Consider the following 21525-nt stretch of genomic DNA (forward strand, 5'->3'; position numbering starts at 1 on the left):
ACGGGGCCGCCGTCCTCACACTCGAGGGCGGGCCGAGGAGAGGCACGTGATCGAGGAGGGTCAGTGACGGACCACGGAGAGCGCACCGGGCCGGTGCGGGACGTCCCGCCACCGCGCCCGGTCCTGCCCGGCGCGGCCGGTGGACCCACGGCCCCGCCCGCGGAGGAGGGCCCGCTCGCACGGGCCGGCCGGCTGCTCGCCGAGGCCGTGTCCGGCCTGGTCGGCGGGACGAGCGAGCCGCCCACCGAGGGGCGCCGCTCGACCGCGGCGACGCTGCGCGACGTCGTCGCCGCGGTCGCGGCCGCCGGGGCGCGCGCCGGCCGCGGCGCCCGGGACACCGTGCCATCCGGTCCGGACGACGGCGGGGCCCCCCGCACTCCTGGCGCGATGCTGGGCGACCTGCTGGCCACCGCCGCCCCGCGGCTGCCGATCCGGGACGCCGCCCGGCTGCGCGTGGCCCACCCCGGCGCCACGGACGACGAGATCGCCGAGGCGCTGGTCTCCCGGGCCGCGACGCTGACCGCCGGCATCGGCGCCGCGACCGGCGGGCTGTCCGCGGCCTCCTGGCTCGCCCCGCCCTCGCTCCTGGCGCTGCCTCTGGAGCTCGGCGCGGAGACGGTGCTCACCGCCGCCGTAGAGCTCGTCCTGCTGGGCGAGCTGCACGAGCTGTACGGGCGGCCGGCCCCTGGTGACGCCCGCGACCGCGCGCTGGCCTACCTGTCCAGCTGGACGCGGCAGCGGGCGGTCGAGGACGCCGCCGTCCCGGGCCTGGGCGCTGTCCTGGGCTCGGCCGGCCTGCGCACGCTGAGCCGCCGGATGACCCGGCGGATGGCCCGCAGCGTCCCCGGCGCAGCTCCCTTCCTGGTCGGCGCGGCCCTCGGCGGCCGGGCCAACCGCAAGGCGACCGAGGCCCTGGCCCGCCGGGTGCTCGCCGACCTGCGCCGCCCCCGCCCCTGAGGCGAGGACCCGGCCCCCTCGCAGGGTCCCGTCGCGAGCTGGCGAGGGGCTGGAACGGCCACCCACCAGGAGCCCGCCGCCCCGTCCAGAGGCTCACCGCGAGCCTGCGAGCGGTGAGGAGGACGGGGTCCTTCTCCGAGCGATGGGGGACAGGGGGGTCCTTATAGGGTCGCGGACGTGCCCGACCCCTCCCCCCCCGCCGTCCCCGAGGTGGAGGTCCCGGTGCGGCTGACCTCCCCGGAGGACGTCGTCCCCGCCTACGCACTGCCCGGGGACGCCGGCGCCGACCTGGCGATCGCCGAGGACCTCGAGCTCGCGCCGTTGCAGCGCGCGCTGGTGGGCACCGGCGTCGCGGTGGCCATCCCGGAGGGCTACGCCGGCTTCGTCCACCCGCGCTCGGGCCTGGCCCACCGGGTGGGCCTCTCCCTGGTGAACGCCCCGGGCACCATCGACGCCGGCTACCGCGGGGAGGTCAAGGTCAACCTGGTCAACCTCGACCCGACGACGCCGCTGACGCTGCGGCGCGGCGACCGCGTGGCCCAGCTGGTGGTGCAGCCGGTCGTGCGCGCCCGCTTCGTCCCGGTCGAGCAGCTGCCGGAGAGCGCGCGGGGAGCCGGGGGCCACGGGTCGACCGGCGGGCACGCGAGCGTCCAGGAGAAGGGGGCCGACTGACATGCCGTTCGGACGGCGACGCAACCGGATCGACCGCAGCCTGCGCGAGCGCGGGGTGCCGCCGGAGCCGCAGCACAAGGTCCGCGAGGTCGCGGAGACCACGGGGCCGTGGGACTCCGCCGACGCCCCGGACGACGGGGTCGCCCGCATCGACCTGGGTTCGCTGCTGCTGCCGGCGGTCCCCGGCACGGAGCTGCGGGTCGACGTCAACAACCAGCAGAAGGTCATCGGCGCCACGCTGCGCTACGGCGACTCGCTGCTGCAGGTGGCGGTGTTCGCCGCGCCGCGCGCGTCCGGCATCTGGGACGACGTCCGCGCGGACCTGGCCCGCAGCGCCTCGGGTCAGGGCGGGCACCTCGAGGAGGTCGACGGGCCGTTCGGGCCGGAGCTGGCCGGCTTCGTCCGGACCAACCCGCCGGCGCAGCCCGGTCAGCCCGCACCCGCTCCGGTGCGCCGGGCCGCCCGCTTCCTCGGCGTCGACGGCCCCCGCTGGTTCCTGCGCGGCATGATCAGCGGCCCCGCGGCGGAGAGCCCGGAGGCCGCGGCGGCGCTGGAGCAGACGTTCCGGCAGATCGTCGTCGTCCGCGGGAGCGCGCCGATGCCGGTCCGCGAGCAGCTGCCGCTGACCCTCCCGCCGCAGGCCGCCGCGCAGCTGGCCGCGCAGCAGGCCGCCCGCCAGCCGGGCACCCCACCGCCGGCCGCGCCCGGCCCGTGAGCGGGTTCGCGCATGGGTGCAGCAGCGCCGTCCGCACCGCCTACGGACCGCACCCCGACCAGTTCCTCGAGCTGACCCTGCCCGCGGGCACCGGCCCGGCGCCCGTGGCAGTGGTGCTGCACGGTGGCTTCTGGCGCGCCACCCACGGCGTCGAGCTGGCCCGGCCACTCGCCGCGGACCTGGCCGCGACCGGCCTCGCGGCGGTCGCGGTCGAGTACCGCCGGGTCGGCGCCGGCGGCGGCTGGCCGGCCACCCTGGAGGACGTCGCCGCGGCACTCGACGCGCTCCCGGACCTGTCGAGCGCCGACCGGCTGGACCCCTCCGACGTCGCGGTCGTCGGGCACTCCGCCGGCGGGCACCTGGCCGCCTGGGCGGCCGGGCGGTCGCGGCTGCCGGAGGGCGCGCCGGGTGCGCGGCCGCGGGTCCGGGTGACCGCCGCCGTCCTGCAGGCCGGGGTGCTCGACCTCGAGCGCGCCGCCGCCCAGCGGCTGGGCGGCGGGGCGGTGCAGGACCTGCTCGGTGCCGAGCCCGCGGACGCGCCGGAGCGCTACGCGGCGGCCGACCCGGTACGGCTGGTCCCGCCCGGCGTCGACCTGCTGTGCGTGCACGGCACCGGCGACGACGTCGTCCCGGCCGAGCAGAGCGCCCGCTACGCGGCAGCGGCCGCGGCGGAGGGCGGAGCCGTCGACGTGCGGCTCGTGCCGGGGGACCACATGGTGCTCATCGACCCGGCGGGGGAGCCGTGGGCGCTGGTGCGGAACTGGCTGCGGTCGCGCGCCGAGGGGGTCCGCGGCGGTTCTACGCTGGGGCCGTGACGCAGACACGCCAGAGCGGTTGGTTCGCGCGGACGCTGCAGCGGCTGACCGCCGACGACCACACCATCGACGCGGAGGAGCTGCGCGCGGGCTCGGCCAACGCCGGCTGCGAGCCGGTCAGCGCCTGCCGCAAGGGTGCCGTCGTCACCGTGACCGGCCGGCTGAAGTCGGTCGTCTACACGCCGCGGGAGACGGTGCCCACCCTCGAGGCGGAGCTGTTCGACGGGTCCGGTTCGGTCACTCTCGTGTGGCTCGGCCGCCGGCGGATCCCCGGCATCGAGCCCGGCCGCTCGCTCACCGCGCACGGCCGCTTCGCCTCCTTCGACGGGCGGCAGGTCATCTACAACCCCCGGTACGAGCTGAGCGCCGGGTGACGGCTGCGCCCGAGGGGGACGGGCGTCCCGGTCCGGCGCGTCCCGCGGACGGCGCCGGGACCGGGTCGCAGGGCCTGGCCTTCGACCGGCACCTGGTCCTCGAGCAGCTCGGCGGCTGGCGCGGCATGCTCGACGCCACGCTGCCCACGGTCGCGTTCATCGTGGCCAACTCCCTGGCCGGGCTGCGCGCCGGCATCTGGTCCGCGCTCGCCGTCGCCGTCCTGCTCTTCGCACTGCGCCTGGTGCGGCGGGAGAGCGTGCAACAGGCCTTCAGCGGGCTCTTCGGCGTCGCGATCGCCGTGGCCATCGCCGCCGCCTCGGGTCAGGCCCGCGACTTCTTCGTCCCCGGCCTGATCCGCAACGCCGCCCTCGGTGTGGTGCTGATCGGCTCGATCGCCGTCCGCTGGCCGCTGGTCGGCGTGGTCGCCGAGTTCCTCGCGCCCAGCCACCTGGGCTCGATGGCGTCGCACTCGTTGCCGGGCCTGCGCCGCCGGATCGACCGGGTCAACGCCACGCTGCACCACCGGCCACCGCCGGACCCCGCGACCGGCGCCCGCCCGGCCGACCCCGCGCCCGAGCGGCACTGGCGCGACGACCCGCGGATGGTGCGCGCCTACTCGTGGCTGACGCTGATGTGGGGCGTCGTCTTCCTCGTCCGCGTCGCCGTCCAGTGGGTGCTCTACCGCGCCGACGAGGTGGAGCTGCTGGGCACCGCCTCGCTGCTGCTGGGCCTGCCGGTCACCGCCGTCGAGGTCGTGGTGACGCTGTGGGTGGTGTCCCGGCTGCACCGGCACCGGATCGACGCGGCCGACCCGCCGGCGGAGGCCGGCGGGCAGCGCCCGGCCGCCTAGAAGGACGGCGCGGGGGAGAGCACCTGCTGCAGCTGCTCCTCGACGTCGGCGTGGGTGATGAACAGCAGCTCGTCGCCGACCTCGAGCGGCTCGTCCGGGCTGGGGGTGATCACCCGGTCGCCGCGCAGGACGGCGGTGAGCACGGTCTCCCGCGGCAGCGGCACCTCGCGCAGCGGCTTGCCGGCCCACGGGGTGTCCTCGGCGAGGGTGATCTCGACCAGGTTGGCCGCGCCCTTGCGGAAGGTCATCAGCCGGACGACGTCGCCGACGGTCACCGCCTCCTCGACCAGCGCGGCCAGTACCCGCGGGGTCGAGACGGCGACGTCGACGCCCCACGCCTCGGTGTAGAGCCACTCGTTGCGCGGGTCCTTGACCCGGGCGACGACGCGGTTGACCGCGAACTCGGTCTTGGCCAGCAGCGAGACGACCAGGTTGGCCTTGTCGTCGCCGGTCGCGGCCACGACGACGTCGCAGGTGGCCAGCTGCGCCTCCTCCAGGGAGGAGACCTCGCACGCGTCGGCCTGCACCCACTCGGCGCCGGGCACCGCCCGGGTGCGGACCTTGCGGCCGTCCTTCTCGATGAGCATCACGGTGTGCCCGTTGGAGAGCAGCTCCCCGGCGATCGAACGCCCGACGGCGCCCGCGCCCACGATGGCGACCCGCATCAGTGTCCTCCTCCCGTGGGGCCCTGCTCGACGACCTGGTGCACCCGCTGGGTGATCGCGTCGGTCGAGGCGACCACGAGCTGGTCGCCGTCCTGCAGCACGGTTCCCGCGGTGGGCAGCTGGGCGTCGCCGTAGCGGACCAGCCAGGCGGCCCGCGCCCCGGACGCGGCCTCCAGCTCGGCCAGCCGCCGGCCGACCCACGGCTCGGTGACGGTGACCCGCATGAGCAGCACCTGCCCGGTGGGCTCGCGCCACAGCTCGCTGACCTTGACCGAGAGCAGCTCGCGCAGCAGCCGGTTCACCGTCCACGGGACGGTCGCGACGCTGGGGATGCCCATCCGCTCGTAGACCTCGGCGCGCTTGGAGTCGTAGATGCGGGCCACGACGTGCTGGACGCCGAAGGTCTCGCGGGCCACGCGCGCGCTGATGATGTTGGAGTTGTCACCGCTGCTGACGGCGGCGAAGGCGCCGGCGGAGTCGATGCCGGCGTCGAGCAGCGTCTGGCGGTCGAAGCCCAGGCCGGTGACCTGGCGGCCGGTGAAATCCGGGCCCAGCCGGCGGAAGGCCTCCGGGTCCTGGTCGATCACGGCCACGCTGTGGCCGATGTCCTCGAGCCGGCGGGCGATCGCCGACCCGACGCGGCCGCAGCCCATCACGACCACGTGCACGAGCAACTCCCGAGTTCACGAGTGCGGTGCGCCGGGGCCGGAGCCCGGTGCGTGTCCGGCCGCGAAGCTACACCTGAGCCGCGGTGGGGCCGCGGTCCGCAGCGCCGCAACTCACCCCCCGGACGGGGGCGGGAGGGGTCCCGGCGTCCGTACCATCGCCGCCGTGCCAACGCTGTCCGACCTCGGACAACTCCCGAAGCGCCTGGTCCTGGGTCGTCCCGTGCGCAGCGACCGGCTCGGGGAGTCCCTGCTGCCCAAGCGCCTGGCGTTGCCCATCTTCGCCAGCGACCCGCTCTCCTCCGTGGCCTACGCCACGCAGGAGATCCTCATCGTCCTCACCCTGGCCGGGACGGCGTTCCTCTACCTGGCCCCCTGGTTGGCGATCGCCGTCGTCCTGTTGCTGGTGACCGTCGTCCTCTCATACCGCCAGGTGGTGCGGGCCTACCCCTCCGGCGGTGGGGACTACGAGGTCGCCATGAAGAACCACGGGCAGCTCGCCGGGCTCACCGTGGCCAGCGCGCTGCTCGTGGACTACCTGCTCACCGTGGCGGTGTCGGTGGCGGCCGGCACCGACAACATCATCTCCGCGTTCCCGGCGCTCGACGAGCACCGCGTCGCACTCGCCGTCGGGCTGGTGGCGCTGCTCGCGGCGGCCAACCTGCGCGGGCTGCGTGAGTCCGGCCGCACCTTCGCCGTCCCGACCTACCTGTTCATCTCCGGCATCATCGTGATGGTCGTCACCGGGTTGGTGCGCGACCTGTTCACCGAGTCGCCGGTCGTCGCCGAGAGCGCGGGATACGCGATCACCCCCGAGCCCGGGTTCGAACAGGTGACCGGCCTGGCGCTGGTCTTCTTCGTGCTGCGGGCCTTCGCCTCCGGGTGCACGGCCCTCACCGGCGTCGAGGCGATCGCCAACGGGGTCCCGGCGTTCAAGCCGCCGAAGAGCCGCAACGCCGCCACCACGCTCGCGCTCATGGGCGGCATCGCCGCGACGATGTTCTCCGGCGTCACCGCGCTGGCCCTCGCGGCCGACGTGAAGTACGCCGAGCACCCGTGCGACCTGGTGGGCTTCACCGCCTGCGAGACCGAGCCGCAGCGGACGGTCATCGCGCAACTCGCCGCCGCGACGTTCGGCGGGCCGACGTCGCCGGGCTTCTTCTACGTCCAGGCGGCCACCGCACTGATCCTCATCCTGGCGGCCAACACCGCGTTCAACGGCTTCCCGCTGCTGGGCTCGGTGCTGGCCCAGGACCGGTTCCTGCCCCGGCAACTGCACACCCGCGGCGACAAGCTGGTCTACAGCAACGGCATCCTGCTGCTGGCCGGCTTCGCCGCGCTGCTCATCGCCGCCTTCGACGCCGACGTGAACCGGCTGATCCAGATGTACATCGTCGGGGTCTTCACCAGCTTCTCGATCGGCCAGTGGGGCATGGTCCGGCACTGGAACCGGGAGCTGCGCTCGGAGAACGACGCGCAGGCCCGCCGCCGCATCCGCCGGTCCCAGGCGATCAACGCCGTCGGCGGCAGCCTGACCACGATCGTGCTGCTGATCATCGTCGTCACCAAGTTCACCCGCGGGGCGTGGCTGGTGCTGCTGGTGATGCCGGTGCTGTTCCTGTTGATGAAGGCGATCAACCGGCACTACTCGCACGTCGCCGAGCAGCTGGTGCCCGACACCGACTCACGACTGCTGCCCAGCAAGGTGCACGCCGTCGTGCTGGTCTCCAAGGTGCACAAGCCGACGCTGCGGGCGCTGGCCTTCGCCCGGGCGACCCGGCCGGACCACCTCACCGCGCTGACGGTCAACGTGGACGACGCCGAGACGCGGGCCCTGCAGCAGCAGTGGGAGCGCTACGACATCCCCGTGCCCCTGACGGTGGTGGAGTCGCCGTACCGGGAGATCACCCGGCCGGTCGTGGACTTCGTCAAGTCGATCCGTCGGGACAGTCCGCGCGAGCTGGTGGTCGTCTTCGTGCCGCAGTACGTCGTCGGCCACTGGTGGGAGAACGTGCTGCACAACCAGAGCGCACTGCGGCTGCGCGCCCGCCTGCAGTTCCAGCCCGGCGTCATGATCACCACGGTGCCCTGGCAGCTGGAGAGCTCCCTCGGACGGGAGGACGCCGGACTGCGCGGCACCGGGCCGGCGCCCGGTGACCTGCGCCGCGGCCTGACCGACGAGCCGGAGCAGACCCCCTATGGCTGAAGTCGGAGGACCCCGTCCTCCTCACCCCTCGGGGAAGGACCCCGCTGCCCCCCACCGCTCGCAGGCTCGCGGCGGGGCCCTGCAACGGGGCCGGAAGCGGGCGGCGGGCCCCGACCGCGGCGGTGGCTGGGTCGGCCGCGAGTTCGAGGTCACCGTCGGCCCGGTGGCCCACGGCGGGCACTGCGTCGCCCGGCACGAGGGGCGGGTCGTCTTCGTGCGGCACACGCTGCCCGGCGAGCGGGTCGTCGTCCGGGTCACCGAGGACCGCCAGCCCGGCTTCTGCCGCGCCGACGCCGTCGAGGTGCTCGAGGCCGCCCCCGACCGGGTGCCCCGGCCCTGTCCGCACAGCGGCCCGGGACGCTGCGGCGGCTGCGACTGGCAGCACGTCGCGCACGAGGGGCAGCTGCGGCTCAAGGCCGCGGTGGTCCGCGAGCAGCTGACCCGGCTCGGCGGACTGTCCGGGGACGACGCCGTCGTGCGCGACCTGGTCGTCGAGGCGTTGCCCGGTGGTCCGCTGCGCTGGCGCACCCGCGCCCGGTTCGCCGTCGACCGCGCAGGGGCCCCGGGGCTGCGCCGGCACCGTTCGCACGACCTGGTGCTGCTCGACGACTGCCCGATCACCGTGGAGCCGGCCGCGGCCGCCGTCCTCGACCGCCGCTGGCCGGGCGCCGGCGCGGTGGACGTCGCCGTCGACTCCGCCGGCACGGTGACCACCACCCGGCTCGACCGCCGGGGCCGGCCGCAGTCGACGCGGGTGCTGCGTGCCGGCGAGGACGTGCCTGCAGAGCCGGCCGGCCGGGCCGCGCGCTGGGCCGCCGGGCGCGACTGGGAGGTCGAGGGCACCGGCTTCTGGCAGGTGCACCCCGCCGCGGCCGACGCGCTCACCGCGACCGTGGCCGAGTTCACCGCCGTCCGGGCGGGGGAGACGGTGCTCGACCTCTACGCCGGGGCGGGACTGTTCGGCGGCGCGCTCGCGCCCGCGGCCGGATCTGCGGGTCGGGTGGTCTGCGTGGAGGCCGACGAGGCCGCCTGCGCCGCGGCCGAGGCCAACCTCGCCGCGCTGCCGCAGGCGGAGGTCTGGCAGGGCGACGTGGACGCCGAGGGGCTCACCGAGCTGCTCGCCGAGCTGGGCGGGGCCCCCGACGTCGTCGTCCTCGACCCGCCGCGGGCCGGTGCCGGGGCGGCGGTCAGCCGGGTGCTCGCCGGCGCCCGGCCGCGCGCGGTGGTCTACGTGGCCTGCGACCCGGCAGCACTGGCGCGCGACGTCGCCGCGTTCGCCGAGGGCGGCTACCGGCTGACCGGGCTGCGCGGCTTCGACGCCTTCCCGATGACCGCGCACGTGGAGTGCGTGGCGCTGCTCGAGCGCGCCTGACGGATCAGTCCCGGTCGCGCTTCTGCTTCTTCTGCTTGCGGTCCCCGTCGTCCTCGCGGTCCGGCGCGGGGGTCGTCTCCGTGGCCTCCGTCGGCTCCGCCGACGGGGTCGACGGCACCACCTGCGGGACGGCGGGGGCGGCGGACTGCACGGTCGGGGCCGGGGCGGCCGGCTGCGGGACCGACGGCCGCGGGACCGACGGCCGCGGGACCGACGGCGCCGGGGCGGCCGGGGCCCGCGGTGCCGGGGTGGAGGACGACGCGACCGACGGCGAGGGAGCCGACGGCGACGCAGCGCGCGCCGGCTGCTGCACCGGCGGCGAGGCCGGCGCGGTGCCGTCGGCGGAGGGCGTGGAGGCCGGTGTCCCGGCGGCGGTCGGTGTCCCGGCGGTGGTCGGCGTCCCGGCGTCCGCGGGCACGGAGGCGGCGGAGGAGGGGACCGGGGTCTCGCTCTCAGCCGTACGGACGGTGCCGCCGACCTCGCCGGCGCGCTCGGCGTCCCCGATCTCCCCGGCCCGGACGGCCTCGCCGACCTCTCCGGCCCTGACCGCGTCCCCGACGCCGCTGTCGGAGGCGTCGACCGTGCTGTGCACGGCCGTGGTGCCCGGCCCGGACACCCCGCCGTCGTCGGCCGCGACGGCGCCCAGGCCGGCGGCCATGCCGACGAAGGACAGCATCCCGAGGGCGGTCGTCGCGAACCGGGGCGAGCGGGCGCCCTCGGGGTGCGGGCGCGACAGGCGGAGCATGCGGGTGGTCCCCTCGGCGGTGCGTGCGGCGGGTGTGGGGCGGCGGTCGGGCGGAGGGCCCGGAGGACGGCACTCCGCTCTGCACACGCAGAGCGCTCGGACGGCCGCGCAAGGTGACGGTAACCCGGACGGCGCCGTGACGGAAGGGTCCGGCCGGGATCAGGTCGGCCGGACCGGGGAGGAGGAGGGCGACCGACTACGGTGCTTCCCGTGACCACCTGGGAGTACGCCTCGGTCATCACGGCCAACGACGCGGAGTCGCAGCGGGCAGGGGTGAGCGTCAAGCTGCCCGGCGGCCAGCCGGAGCGCCAGGCGGGTGACACCAGCTCCGTGCTCAACCGACTGGGGAGCGAGGGCTGGGAGCTCGTGAGCTACCACTCCAGCGGCGCGGGCACCTGGGGCTTCGAGCAGTTCTGGCTCAAGCGCCCCACCTCCTGAAGGAGGACCCGCCACCCCCACCGATCGGCCCCCTCCCGGACACCGCCCCGAGCGGAGCGAGGGGTGGGGGGACGGGGTCCTTCTCCCTGCAGGGAGGCCGGTGAGATCGACGATCGCGCCGCTGACCAGCGCGACGGATCGAACGTGCGTTCGACCGGTGGGGCAGACTGCGGCGGTGGACGCTTCGCTGCCGCCGGGCTGGCCCGCCGCCGTGCGACCGCCCGGCGCCCCCGACTGGGAGCACACCGCGGTGGCCTGGCTGTTCGACCTGGTGCCGCCGGACTACCGGGCACACGAGGTGCTGCGCCGCTATCCGCTGCTGCTGGCCCGCTTCGCCCGTGACCACGTCGCCGCCGGGCTGGAGGCGGCGCGGGCGGGGTGGCGCACGGTGCGGGTGGAGCTCGCCGACGAGCTGCCGGCCGATGCGATGGAGGCGGCGATCACCGCCTACGAGCGGGAGGGGGCCCGGCTGGCGGCCGCCGCCCGCGGGGTCGAGGCGGTGGCCGGTGCGCTGCGGGGCGAGCGGTGGGTGCCGCGGTTGTGAGCCTGCATCCAGCGCCGGTGCTCGGCCGGAAGAGGGAGGAAAGCGCGGATACAGTGGGTCGGCGGCCGTTGCGACGCCGCACCTGCCGCCGATGGAGAGGACGCACCCCCTCGTGTCGCTCCTGCGATCGCTCCACAGCCCCGACGACCTGAAGGCGCTCCCGGCCGACCAGCTGCCGGCACTCGCCGCCGAGATCCGCGACGCACTGGTCACCAGTGTCGCCAGGACCGGCGGGCACCTCGGGCCCAACCTCGGTGCGGTCGAGCTGACCATCGCCCTGCACCGGGTCTTCGACTCCCCGCGCGAGCCGATCGTCTTCGACACCGGTCACCAGAGCTACGTGCACAAGATGCTCACCGGCCGCGTGGAGGACTTCACGCGGCTGCGCCAGCGCGGCGGCCTCTCCGGCTACCCGAGCCGCGCCGAGAGCGAGCACGACTGGGTGGAGAACAGCCACGCCTCCACCTCGCTGTCCTACGCCGACGGGCTGGCCAAGGCCCTCGCCGTCCGCGGTGAGCAGCGCCCCGTGGTCGCCGTCATCGGCGACGGCGCGCTCACCGGCGGCATGGCCTGGGAGGCGCTGAACAACATCGCCGGCGCGCAGGACCGCCCGGTCGTCATCGTCGTCAACGACAACGGCCGCTCCTACTCGCCCACGATCGGCGGGGTCGCCGACGCGCTGGCCACGCTGCGGCTGCGCCCGGGCTACGAGCAGGCGCTGCTGCAGGTCCGCCAGGCGCTGCACCGTGCTCCGGTGGTCGGCTCGGCGCTCTACGACGCGCTGCACGCCATCAAGAAGGGCCTCAAGGACGTGCTCTCGCCGCAGGGCATGTTCGAGGACCTCGGCCTGAAGTACATCGGCCCGGTCGACGGGCACGACGTCCGGGCGATGGAGTCCGCGCTGCGCCGCGCCCGCTCGTTCGGCGGGCCGGTCATCGTGCACGCCGTCACCACCAAGGGCTTCGGCTACCCGCCGGCCGAGACCGACCAGATCGACGCCTGGCACGCCACCGGCGTCTTCGACCCCGACAGCGGGGTCAGCCCCGCCGCCAAGGGCCGGGACTGGACGACGGCCTTCTCCGACGAGCTGGTGCGCATCGGCGCCGAGCGCTCCGACGTCGTCGCGATCACCGCGGCGATGCTGCACCCGACCGGCCTGGCCGCCTTCGCCGAGCGCTTCCCGGAGCGCACCTACGACGTCGGCATCGCCGAGCAGCACGCGCTCACCTCGGCCGCGGGTCTGGCGATGGGCGGGCTGCACCCGGTGGTCGCGGTCTACTCGACCTTCCTCAACCGGGCCTTCGACCAGCTGCTCATGGACGTCGCGCTGCACCGCCAGCCGGTCACCGTCGTCCTGGACCGGGCCGGCGTCACCGGCAGCGACGGCGCCTCGCACAACGGCATGTGGGACATGTCGATCCTCTCCGTCGTCCCCGGGCTGCGGCTGGCCGCGCCGCGGGACGAGGCGACGCTGCGGGAGGCGCTGCGCGAGGCGGTCGAGGTGACCGACGGGCCGAGCGTCGTCCGCTTCCCGAAGGGGGTCCCACCGGTCGACGTCCCGGCGCTGGAGCGGCGCGGCCCGGTCGACGTGCTGCGCCGCGGTGGGCAGCAGGAGGTGCTGCTGGTCGCGGTCGGCTCGATGGTCCCGCTGTGCCTGGCCGCCGCCGAGCGCGCCGCAGACCACGGCATCGACGTGACCGTCGTCGACCCGCGCTGGGTTCTGCCGGTCCCGTCCGAGCTGGTCGACCTGGCCGACGCCCACCGGCTGGTGGTCACCGTCGAGGACGGCGGCCGGGCCGGCGGCGTGGGCACCATGCTGACCCAGGCGCTGCAGGACCGCGGCGTCGACGTGCCGCTGCGGTCGCTGGGCCTGCCCCAGGCGTTCCTCGAGCACGGCAGCGTCGGGCAGGTGCTGGCCGACGCCGGCCTCACCGAGCAGGACGTGGCCCGGCGGATCGCGGAGTGGACGGCGGTGCTCGCCGAGCGTTCCGAGGGCAGCGTCGCCGAGGTGGTCGAGAAGCGGCCGTGATAGCCGAGATCCAGGTCGCGCCCTCGCCGGCCGGGACGCCCGACGACCCGCACGCGTACGTCGAGGCTGCCATCGCGGTCATCCGGGAGTCCGGGCTCCGCTACGAGGTGAGTGCCCTGGGCACGACTCTCGAGGGGGACGACGACGCCGTCTGGACGACGCTGCGGGCCGCGCACGAGGCGATGCTGGCGGCCGGCGCGTCGACCGGGCTCTCGCACGTGAAGATCGCCTCGGTCGGCCGGACGATGGAGAGCCTCACCCACAAGTTCCGCTGAGCGAGGAGAGGGCCGCCCCGGGTGCACCCGGGGCGGCCCTCTCGTCGCGCGGGTTCGTGCTGTCCTGGCTCACCTTTCCGGCTCCTGCCTCACGACTGGTCGTGAGGCAGGACCCGGCAGGATCAGCTCAGCTGATCACCGCTGCCCTCGAGCGGGCAGCGAGGCCACCCCGCACGGCAGGAAGCGGGAGCCGGTGACCCGCTCGGAGACCCCGGCGCGGTCCAGGTAGGCGGAGATCCCGCCCAGCCAGAACGGCCAGCCGGCGCCCAGGACCATGCACAGGTCGATGTCCTGCACGGCCTGGACGACGCCCTCGTCGACCATCAGCCGGATCTCCTGGGCGAGGGCCTCGACGGCCCGCCGGCGCACCTGCTCCTCGGTCAGCGGCTCGCGGTGGGTTGTGGGCGAGTCATGGCCGATGCCGGCGAGGTCGGGGTCGACGACGCCCGGCTCGCTGTAGATGGACGACCTGCCCAGCTCGACCATCCTCCGCAGCCCCTCACCGACGGCGAACCGGTCGGGGAAGGCCTCGTGCATGCGCTCGGCCACGTGCAGCGCCACCGGCGGGCCGACGAGGGTGAGCAGCTCGAACGGCGTCATCGGCAGGCCGAGCGGGTCCAGCGCGCGGTCGGCGACGGCCACCGGCGTCCCCTGCTCCACGGCGGCGGTGACCTCGCCGAGGAAGCGGGTGAGCAACCGGTTGACCACGAACGCCGGAGCGTCGGCGACGAGCACGCACGACTTCTCCAGCGACTTCCCGACGGCGAACGCGGTGGCCAGCGTGGCGTCGTCGGTCCGCTCGGCGCGCACCACCTCCAGCAGCGGCAGGACGGCGACCGGGTTGAAGAAGTGCAGGCCGACGACGCGCTCGGGGTGCTCGAGCTTGGAGGCCATCTCGGTCACCGACAGCGCGGAGGTGTTGGTCGCCAGCACGCACTCGGGGGAGACGACGGCCTCGACCTCGGCGAACACCTGCTGCTTCACCGACATCTCCTCGAAGACCGCCTCGATGACGAGGTCGGCGTCGGCGAAGACCGCCTTGTCCAGGGCCCCGGTGACCAGGCCCTTGAGCCGGTTCACCCTGTCGTTCGACAGCCGACCGCGGGCGGCCAGCTCCTCCAGCTGCGTGTGGACGTAGCCGACGCCCTTGTCGACGCGCGCCTGGTCGATGTCGGTGAGGACGACGGGCACCTCGAGCCGGCGGACGAACAGCAGCGCCAGCTGCGAGGCCATCAGGCCCGCACCGACGACGCCGACCTTGGTGACCTTCCGGGCCAGGCTCCTGTCCGGTGCGCCTGCCGGTCGCTTGGCCCGCTTGTTCACCAGGTCGAACGCGTAGAGGCTCGCCCGCAGCTCCTCGCTCATCAGCAGGTCGGCCAGGGCGTCGTCCTCGGCCGCGGTGCCGGCGAGAAAGGCCTCGCCCTCGACGCCGTTGCGCGCGAGGTCGAGCAGCTCGACGGTGTGCAGCGCGCCGGGGGAGGCGTCGCGGGTCCGTGCACGCACGATCGCCCGCGCACGGGCGATGCCGTCGTCCCAGGCCGAGCGGTCGATCTCGGGACGGGCGACGGTCACGTCGCCGGTGAGGACGCCCACGGCCCACTCGATCGAGCGCTCCAGGAAGTCGGCCGGCTCGAACACCGCGTCGGCGATGCCGAGCTTCGCCGCTCTCGGGCCCGGTGTCACCTTGTTCTGCGCGAGGGCGTTCTCGACGATGACGGTGACCGCCGGGTCGATGCCGATCAGGTTCGGCAGCAGCTGCGTGCCGCCCCAGCCGGGCATGAGGCCGAGGAACGCCTCGGGGAAGGCGACGACGGCGGTCGTGGCGATGGTCCGGTGGTGGCAGTGCAGCGCCAGCTCCAGGCCGCCGCCGAGCGCCGCGCCGTTGACGAAGGCGAAGGTCGGGATCGCCGAGTCCTTCAGCCGGCGGAACACCCGGTGGCCGGTCTCGGCGATCTCCCGGGCGTCGTCGGCCGAGGTGATCGCCGGGACGCCGGAGAGGTCGGCGCCGACGGCGAAGACGAACGGCTTGCCGGTGACCGCGATCGCCGCGGGAGCCGGGGTGTGGGCCGCGATCTCGTCGAGCGCGGCGTCCAGCGAGGCCAGCCCGCCGGGGCCGAAGGTGGACGGGCGGGTGTGGTCGTGCCCGTTGTCGAGGGTGACCAGGGCGATCTCGCCGGCCAGCCCGGGCACCCGCAGGTACCGCACCTTGGCGGCGGTCACGACCTCGTTCTCGAAGACGGCGGTCACTTGGCGTTGCCCTCCCAGTTCGGGTTCTCCCAGATCACGGTGGCGCCCATGCCGAGGCCCACGCACATGGCGGTCAGGCCGTAGCGGACGTCGGGCCGCTCGGCGAACTGGCGGGACAGCTGGGTCATCAACCGGACGCCGGAGGAGGCCAGCGGGTGGCCGACGGCGATCGCGCCGCCCCACGGGTTGACCCGCGGGTCGTCGTCGGCGATGCCGAAGTGGTCGAGGAAGGTCAGCACCTGGACGGCGAAGGCCTCGTTGAGCTCGAACAGCCCGATGTCGTCGATGGCCAGGCCGGTGCGGGCCAGCGCGCGCTCGGTGGAGGGCACCGGGCCGACGCCCATCACCTCGGGCTCGACGCCGACGAAGCCGTAGCCGACCAGCCGCATGCCGATGTCCAGGCCGAGCTCGAGCGCGACCTCCTCGGCGGCCAGCAGGCAGCCGGTGGCGCCGTCGTTGAGGCCGGCCGCGTTGCCCGCGGTCACGTTGCCGTGCGGGCGGAACGGGGTCTTCAGCGTCGCCAGGCCCTCGAGGGTGGTGTTCGGCCGCGGCGGCTCGTCGACGGTGGCGACGCCCCAGCCGTGCTCGGCCGAGCGGGTGGCGACGGTGACCAGCTCCGGGCCGATCTGGCCGTTGGCGACGGCCTTGGCGTACTTCTGCTGGCTGGCCAGCGCGAACGCGTCGGCGCGCTCCCTGGTCAGGTGCGGGAAGCGGTCGTGCAGGTTCTCCGCGGTGGAGCCCATGACGAGCGCGGAGCCGTCGACCAGCTTCTCGCTGGAGAACCGTGGGTTCGGGTCGGCGCCCTCGCCCATCGGGTGGCGGCCCATGTGCTCGACACCGCCGGCGATCGCCACGTCGTAGGCGCCGAAGGCGATGCCCGACGCGGTGGTGGTCACCGCGGTCATGGCGCCGGCGCACATGCGGTCGATCGCGTAGCCGGGCACCGACTTCGGCAGCCCGGCCAGCAGCGCGGCGGTGCGGCCGATGGTCAGGCCTTGGTCGCCGACCTGCGTGGTGGCGGCGATGGCCACCTCGTCCACGCGGTCGGCCGGCAGCGCCGGGTTGCGGCGCAGGAGCTCGCGGATCACGCGCACGACCAGGTCGTCGGCGCGGGTCTCGGCGTAGATGCCCTTCGGGCCGGCCTTGCCGAAGGGGGTGCGTACGCCGTCGACGAAGACGACCTCACGCAGCGAGCGGGACATGGGACCTCCGCAGCGGATCGGTGCCGGGCCGGGACGGCGCGGCACCGATGAAGTTACCCGCGGGTAATCAGCGGCGGCGACACCCTCCCGAGGGTGTTGCGCTGGCGTATCCCGATGTCGAGATCACGGGATCTCGCACGGACACGGGCCTCCTGTCGTGCGAGATCACGCGATCTCGACGGGAGGGGCCAGCCTCGTCAGGCCCGGTTGAGCGCGTCGGTGAGCGGGTCACGGGTCAGCTCGACCTGCCACTCCCGGGCGCCCCCGGCCCGCAGCGTCGCGGCCACGGTCTCGGCGTCCCGCGGTTCGGGCGGGGTCCACATCAGCCGGCGCACGAGGTCGGGGGAGAGCAGGTTCTCCACCGGCAGGGAGTGCGTGGCGGCCAGCTCGGCCAGCCCGGCGCGGGCGGCCTGCAGCCGGGTGGCGGCGGCCGGGTCGCGGTCGGCCCAGCGGTTCACCGGCGGTGGGCCGTCGCTGGGGCGGCTGTGCGGGGGCAGCTCGGACTCCGGCAGCTCCCGGCCGCGGGTCAGCGCCCCGAACCAGGTGCCGACGAGCTTGCGGTTGGCCCGGCCGCGGAAGACCGGCAGCTCCAGCAGCGCGGCCTCGGTGCGCGGGTCGGCCTGCACCGCCGAGACCATCGCGGCGTCGGGCAGGACCCGCCCCGGCGCGACGTCGCGGCGGCGGGCCAGCTCGTCGCGGGCCTGCCACAGCGAGCGCAGCATGCCCAGCTGCCGGCGGTTGCGCAGCCCGTGCACCCCCGACGTCCGCCGCCAGGGGTCGGCCTTGGGCGCGGGCGGCCCGGCGGCCAGGATCGCCTCGAACTCCTGCCGCGCCCACTCGGTCTTGCCCTGCTCCTCGAGGATGGCGGCCAGCGCGTCGCGCAGGTCGACGAGCACCTCGACGTCCAGCGCGGCGTAGACCAGCCACTCCTCGGGCAGCGGGCGGGTGCTCCAGTCGGCGGCCGAGTGCCCCTTCTGCAGCGACCAGCCCAGCAGCGACTCGACGACGGCGCCCAGCCCGACCCGCGGCAGCCCGGCCAGCCGGGCGGCGAGCTCGGTGTCGAAGACGCGCGTCGGCACCAGGCCGATCTCGGCCAGGCAGGGCAGGTCCTGGTTGGCCGCGTGCAGCACCCACTCGGTGTCGACGATGGCCGACTGCACGACCGAGAGGTCCGGCAGCGGGATGGGGTCGATCAGCCCGGTGCCGGCGCCGGCGCGGCGCAGCTGCACCAGGTAGGCCCGCTGGCCGTAGCGGTAGCCGGAGGCGCGCTCGGCGTCGACGGCGACCGGGCCGCTGCCGGCGGCCAGCGCCTCGGCGTACTCGACGAGCGCGGTGGAGGTCTCGATGACCGGGGGCAGCCCGTCGCGCGGGGCGAGCAGCGGGACCGCCGGCGGAGTGGTCGGCTCGTCGTCCGGCGCAGGGGCGGGCTGTGCAGGGATGGGCTGGGTGCTCAGGGCAGGTCCACCTTCTCGCCCGTCTCGACAGCGTGGTCAGCGCGCGGTTCCGCGGCGGGGCCGCAGCAGGCCCCGGGAGGGGGGCGCCGGCGCGGGGGTGTCGAACACCCCCGGGACACCGATGTTACGGAGTGCCGTCGTTCTGCGAGCCGGAGGGACCCAGCAGCCGGACGCCCGGCGGCGGCAGCCCGGCCGCGCTGCCCAGCACGTCCAGCCACGCGGTGAGGTGCCGGTCGAGGTGGCTGTCCTCCGCCGTCCAGGAGGCACGGATCTCGACGTCGACCGAGTGCTCGGGGCCGGCGAGCTCGCCGAACCGGGTCGAGGCGGTGCGGGTGACGGTGCCGCCCAGGGCGTGCGACGCGGCGCCGCACTCCTCGAGGGCGTCGGTCAGCCAGCTCCAGGCGACCTCGGAGAACATCGCGTCGTCGACCATGTGCTCGTCGGTGGTGGCCGACAGGTAGCCGACGCAGCGGGTCGTGCCCGCCCAGGACTCGTGGCCGGCCGGGTCGTGCAGCACGATGAACCGCCCGCTGGCGACCTCGACCTCCTCGTCACCGTCGGGCTCGGTGACCAGCGCGCCGACGGCGTACGCGTGGGGTGCCAGCCGCTGGGGGGCGGGGATGGCCTCCAGGACGATCTCGGGGCGGGCGGTCACGCCGGCCAGCGCCTCCAGGGCAGCACGGAACTCCGCCGGCGGCTCGTCGCCGGGTCGGTCCGCGCCGTGGCCGGCACCGGCCAGGCTGGAAGGCTCCACGTTCGCAGGGTAGGTCGCCGGACCGCCCCGTGCCTCCGACGCGCCGCGCGGGTTCTGGGAGGATGGGACGTCGTGACCGCTGTTGCCGACGCCGCGCCGACCCCCGCGTCCTCTCCCGCCGACTCGGACCTGGTCCGGACCGCCCGCGGCCTGCCGGTGCGGCGCACCCCCGTCTGGTTCATGCGCCAGGCCGGCCGCTCGCTGCCGGAGTACCGCGCGCTGCGGGCCGGCACCCGGATGCTGGAGGCATGCCAGGACCCCGACCTGGTCACCGAGATCACCCTGCAGCCGGTGCGCCGGCACGGGGTGGACGCCGCGATCCTCTTCTCCGACATCGTGCTGCCCCTCGTCGTGGCCGGCGTCGACATCGACATCAAGCCCGGGGTCGGGCCGGTGGTGGCCGAGCCGGTGCGCTCCGTCGCCGACGTCGACGCGCTGCCGCCGCTGGAGCCCGACCGGCTGGCCTTCCTCGCCACCGCCGTCCGCCGGCTGGTCGCCGAGCTGGGCACGACGCCGCTCATCGGCTTCGCCGGGGCGCCGTTCACCCTGGCCACCTACCTGATCGAGGGCGGCCCCTCCAAGGAGCACGCCCGCACCAAGGCCTTCATGTACGCCGAGCCCGAGGCGTGGGGCCGGCTGCTGGACCGGCTCGCGATCTCCGCGGCGACCTTCCTGAACACCCAGGTGGACGCCGGGGCCTCGGCCGTGCAGCTGTTCGACTCCTGGGCCGGCGTCCTCTCCGCGGCCGACTACGCCGAGCGGGTGCTGCCGCACTCCCGCGCGGTGTTCGACGCGCTCGGCGACCGCGACGTACCGCGCGTCCACTTCGGTGTCGGCACCGGCGAGCTGCTGGCACTGATCGGCGACGCCGGGGCCGACGTCGTCGGCGTCGACTGGCGGGTGCCGCTGGACGAGGCCGCCCGCCGGGTGGGCCCGCAGCGCTCGCTGCAGGGCAACCTCGACCCCGCCGTCCTGCTGGCCGACCGGGCCACCGTCGACCGCGAGGTGCGCCGGGTGGTCGAGCAGGGGCGGGCCGCGCGCGGGCACGTGTTCAACCTCGGCCACGGCGTGCTGCCCGAGACCGACCCCGGCGTGCTCACCTCCGTCGTCGACCTGGTGCACGAGCTGACGACGCGGTGATGTCCCGCACCCGCACCGCCCCACCAGCCCGCCTGGTCGTCGTCGGCGCCGGGATCACCGGCCTGGCCGCCGCGTTCGAGTGGCACCGGCGGCGCCCGGACGACGAGGTCGTCGTCCTCGAGGCCGGCGACCGCATCGGCGGCAAGCTGGACCGCGTCGAGCTGGCCGGGCACTGGTACGACACCGGCCCCGAGGCGATGCTGGCGCGGGTGCCCGAGGCGGTGCAGCTGGTGGAGCGGCTCGGCCTGGCCGACCGGCTGGTCGCCCCGGCCACCACGCAGGCGGTGGTGGTGCTCCCCGACGGCCGGTTCCCGCTGCCGGCCGGTACCGTGCTCGGTGTCCCGGCGTCGGCCGAGGGCCTGGACGGCGTCCTGACGCCGGACGGCGTGGCGCGGGTGGCCGCCGAGGCCGGCCTGCCGCCGCTGACCCTGGACGGGGACGTCGCGGTCGGCGCACTGCTGCGCGCGCGGCTCGGTGACGAGGTCGTCGACCGGCTGGTCGAGCCGCTGCTCGGCGGCGTCTACGCCGGGCGCGCCGACGAGCTGTCGCTGAGGGCCACCATGCCGCAACTGGCCGCCCACCTGCCCGCCGCAGGGTCCGTGCTGGGTGCGGCCGCCGCTGCCCGCGACGCCGGGGCGCGCAGCCGCTTCGACGCAGGCGGCCCGGTGTTCGTGACCGTCGACGAGGGCATCGGCTCGCTGCCCGCCGCGCTGGTCGCGGCCTCGGGCGCCGAGGTCCGGCTGCGCACGCCGGCGCACGGCCTGGTGCGGACGCCGTCGGGCTTCGAGCTCGCGATCGGCCGGGCGAACGCACCGGAGCGGCTGAGCGCGGACGCCGTCCTGGTGACCGCGCCGGCGCCCAAGGCCGCCCGGCTGCTGGCCGGGGTCGCGCCCGGCGCGGTCGAGCCGCTGCAGGGCATCCCGTACGCGTCGATGGCCGTCGTCGCCATGGCCTTCCCGGCGCAGGAGGTGGCCGCCGGGTCCGGGCTGCTGGTGCCGCCGGTGACGGGCAGGCTGGTCAAGGGGGTCACCGTCTCCTCGCGCAAGTGGCCGCACCTGGACGGCGAGCACCTGCTCGTGCGCTCGTCGGTGGGCCGGTTCCGCGACGAGCGCGAGCTCCAGCGGGACGACGACGACCTCGCCGCCGCCGTGGTCGCCGACGTCGCCGAGCTGCTGCAGCTGTCCCGGCCCGAGCCGGTCGCCACCCGAGTCGTCCGCTGGGGTGGCGGGCTGCCGCAGTACCTGGTCGGCCACCAGGAGCGGGTGGATGCCGTCCGCGCGGCCGTCAGCGCGGTGCCGGGGCTGGCCGTCGCCGGGGCGGTGTTCCGCGGTGTCGGCGTGCCGGCGTGCATCCGCGACGCGTACCACGCGGTCGACGCGCTGCTCTGAGCCTCGAGCGGGCCACT

Annotated in this window: 21 protein-coding genes; 14 read left to right on the forward strand and 7 right to left on the reverse strand. The window is 75.5% G+C overall.

Annotated features, from left to right (window positions below; translation table 11 throughout):
* Positions 1-63 precede the first annotated feature (63 nt).
* The 6 genes from ACWIX7_RS21660 (at position 64) to ACWIX7_RS21685 (ending at position 4384) form a co-directional block, all read left to right on the forward strand.
* Positions 64-957, forward strand: coding sequence for a hypothetical protein (locus ACWIX7_RS21660; RefSeq protein WP_448618471.1), 894 nt, complete (start codon positions 64-66; stop codon positions 955-957).
* A 177-nt stretch (positions 958-1134) separates the two neighbouring features.
* Complete coding sequence (gene dut, locus ACWIX7_RS21665; protein WP_448618472.1) at positions 1135-1629, forward strand: dUTP diphosphatase; 495 nt, start codon at positions 1135-1137, stop codon at positions 1627-1629.
* 1 nt (position 1630) lies between these two features.
* Complete coding sequence (locus ACWIX7_RS21670; protein ID WP_448618473.1) at positions 1631-2344, forward strand: DUF3710 domain-containing protein; 714 nt, start codon at positions 1631-1633, stop codon at positions 2342-2344.
* The gene (locus ACWIX7_RS21675) at positions 2341-3159 is read left to right on the forward strand and encodes an alpha/beta hydrolase family protein (RefSeq protein ID WP_448618474.1); all 819 of its coding nucleotides are present in this window, start codon (positions 2341-2343) and stop codon (positions 3157-3159) included. Before ACWIX7_RS21670 ends, ACWIX7_RS21675 begins: the two co-directional genes overlap by 4 nt.
* Positions 3156-3533: an OB-fold nucleic acid binding domain-containing protein gene (locus ACWIX7_RS21680; protein ID WP_448618475.1), complete on the forward strand. Its 378-nt coding sequence runs from the start codon at positions 3156-3158 to the stop codon at positions 3531-3533. Before ACWIX7_RS21675 ends, ACWIX7_RS21680 begins: the two co-directional genes overlap by 4 nt.
* Positions 3530-4384, forward strand: coding sequence for a DUF3159 domain-containing protein (locus tag ACWIX7_RS21685; RefSeq protein WP_448618476.1), 855 nt, complete (start codon positions 3530-3532; stop codon positions 4382-4384). The genes ACWIX7_RS21680 and ACWIX7_RS21685 overlap by 4 nt, the downstream gene beginning before the upstream one ends.
* On the opposite strand, the gene ACWIX7_RS21690 is transcribed toward ACWIX7_RS21685, so the two are convergent.
* Positions 4381-5049 carry a potassium channel family protein gene (locus ACWIX7_RS21690; protein ID WP_448618477.1) on the reverse strand — a complete coding sequence of 223 codons (669 nt, stop codon included), beginning with the start codon at positions 5047-5049 and terminating at the stop codon, positions 4381-4383. The genes ACWIX7_RS21685 and ACWIX7_RS21690 overlap by 4 nt on opposite strands.
* Positions 5049-5717 (reverse strand): potassium channel family protein, encoded by a 669-nt coding sequence (locus ACWIX7_RS21695; RefSeq protein ID WP_448618478.1) that lies wholly within the window; start codon positions 5715-5717, stop codon positions 5049-5051. Before ACWIX7_RS21695 ends, ACWIX7_RS21690 begins: the two co-directional genes overlap by 1 nt.
* A 163-nt stretch (positions 5718-5880) precedes the next feature.
* Here ACWIX7_RS21695 and ACWIX7_RS21700 point away from each other — a divergent pair, with 163 nt between their 5' ends.
* Positions 5881-7920: an APC family permease gene (locus ACWIX7_RS21700; RefSeq protein WP_448618479.1), complete on the forward strand. Its 2040-nt coding sequence runs from the start codon at positions 5881-5883 to the stop codon at positions 7918-7920.
* A 79-nt stretch (positions 7921-7999) separates the two neighbouring features.
* Positions 8000-9292: a class I SAM-dependent RNA methyltransferase gene (locus ACWIX7_RS21705; RefSeq protein WP_448622177.1), complete on the forward strand. Its 1293-nt coding sequence runs from the start codon at positions 8000-8002 to the stop codon at positions 9290-9292.
* Between the two features lie 4 nt (positions 9293-9296).
* On the opposite strand, the gene ACWIX7_RS21710 is transcribed toward ACWIX7_RS21705, so the two are convergent.
* A complete protein-coding gene (locus tag ACWIX7_RS21710) occupies positions 9297-10037 on the reverse strand; it encodes a hypothetical protein (protein ID WP_448618480.1) in 741 nt (246 codons plus the stop codon).
* Positions 10038-10247: 210 nt separating this feature from the next.
* Between ACWIX7_RS21710 and ACWIX7_RS21715 the strand changes: the two genes are divergently transcribed.
* The 4 genes from ACWIX7_RS21715 (at position 10248) to ACWIX7_RS21730 (ending at position 13323) form a co-directional block, all read left to right on the forward strand.
* Positions 10248-10475, forward strand: a complete 228-nt coding sequence (locus ACWIX7_RS21715) for a DUF4177 domain-containing protein (RefSeq protein WP_448618481.1) — start codon at positions 10248-10250, stop codon at positions 10473-10475.
* Positions 10476-10650: 175 nt separating this feature from the next.
* Positions 10651-11019: a hypothetical protein gene (locus ACWIX7_RS21720; RefSeq protein WP_448618482.1), complete on the forward strand. Its 369-nt coding sequence runs from the start codon at positions 10651-10653 to the stop codon at positions 11017-11019.
* A gap of 112 nt (positions 11020-11131) precedes the next feature.
* Positions 11132-13048: a 1-deoxy-D-xylulose-5-phosphate synthase gene (gene dxs / locus ACWIX7_RS21725; protein ID WP_448618483.1), complete on the forward strand. Its 1917-nt coding sequence runs from the start codon at positions 11132-11134 to the stop codon at positions 13046-13048.
* Positions 13045-13323: a thiamine-binding protein gene (locus ACWIX7_RS21730; RefSeq protein WP_448618484.1), complete on the forward strand. Its 279-nt coding sequence runs from the start codon at positions 13045-13047 to the stop codon at positions 13321-13323. The genes dxs and ACWIX7_RS21730 overlap by 4 nt, the downstream gene beginning before the upstream one ends.
* Positions 13324-13458: 135 nt before the next feature.
* Here ACWIX7_RS21730 and ACWIX7_RS21735 read toward each other — a convergent pair whose 3' ends face one another.
* From ACWIX7_RS21735 to ACWIX7_RS21750, 4 genes are all read right to left on the reverse strand, one after another.
* Positions 13459-15570 (reverse strand): 3-hydroxyacyl-CoA dehydrogenase NAD-binding domain-containing protein, encoded by a 2112-nt coding sequence (locus ACWIX7_RS21735; protein WP_448618485.1) that lies wholly within the window; start codon positions 15568-15570, stop codon positions 13459-13461.
* Positions 15567-16772 (reverse strand): thiolase family protein, encoded by a 1206-nt coding sequence (locus ACWIX7_RS21740; RefSeq protein WP_448618486.1) that lies wholly within the window; start codon positions 16770-16772, stop codon positions 15567-15569. Before ACWIX7_RS21740 ends, ACWIX7_RS21735 begins: the two co-directional genes overlap by 4 nt.
* Positions 16773-16969: 197 nt before the next feature.
* Positions 16970-18226, reverse strand: coding sequence for an HRDC domain-containing protein (locus ACWIX7_RS21745; protein WP_448622178.1), 1257 nt, complete (start codon positions 18224-18226; stop codon positions 16970-16972).
* Between the two features lie 124 nt (positions 18227-18350).
* Positions 18351-18980: a DUF3000 domain-containing protein gene (locus tag ACWIX7_RS21750; protein WP_448618487.1), complete on the reverse strand. Its 630-nt coding sequence runs from the start codon at positions 18978-18980 to the stop codon at positions 18351-18353.
* Between the two features lie 72 nt (positions 18981-19052).
* Between ACWIX7_RS21750 and hemE the strand changes: the two genes are divergently transcribed.
* Both hemE and hemG read left to right on the forward strand, forming a co-directional pair.
* A complete protein-coding gene (gene hemE, locus ACWIX7_RS21755; protein ID WP_448618488.1) occupies positions 19053-20120 on the forward strand; it encodes a uroporphyrinogen decarboxylase in 1068 nt (355 codons plus the stop codon).
* The gene (hemG, locus tag ACWIX7_RS21760) at positions 20120-21508 is read left to right on the forward strand and encodes a protoporphyrinogen oxidase (protein WP_448618489.1); all 1389 of its coding nucleotides are present in this window, start codon (positions 20120-20122) and stop codon (positions 21506-21508) included. The genes hemE and hemG overlap by 1 nt, the downstream gene beginning before the upstream one ends.
* Positions 21509-21525: the final 17 nt, after the last annotated feature.

It is taken from the genome of Geodermatophilus sp. URMC 65 (assembly GCF_053502545.1).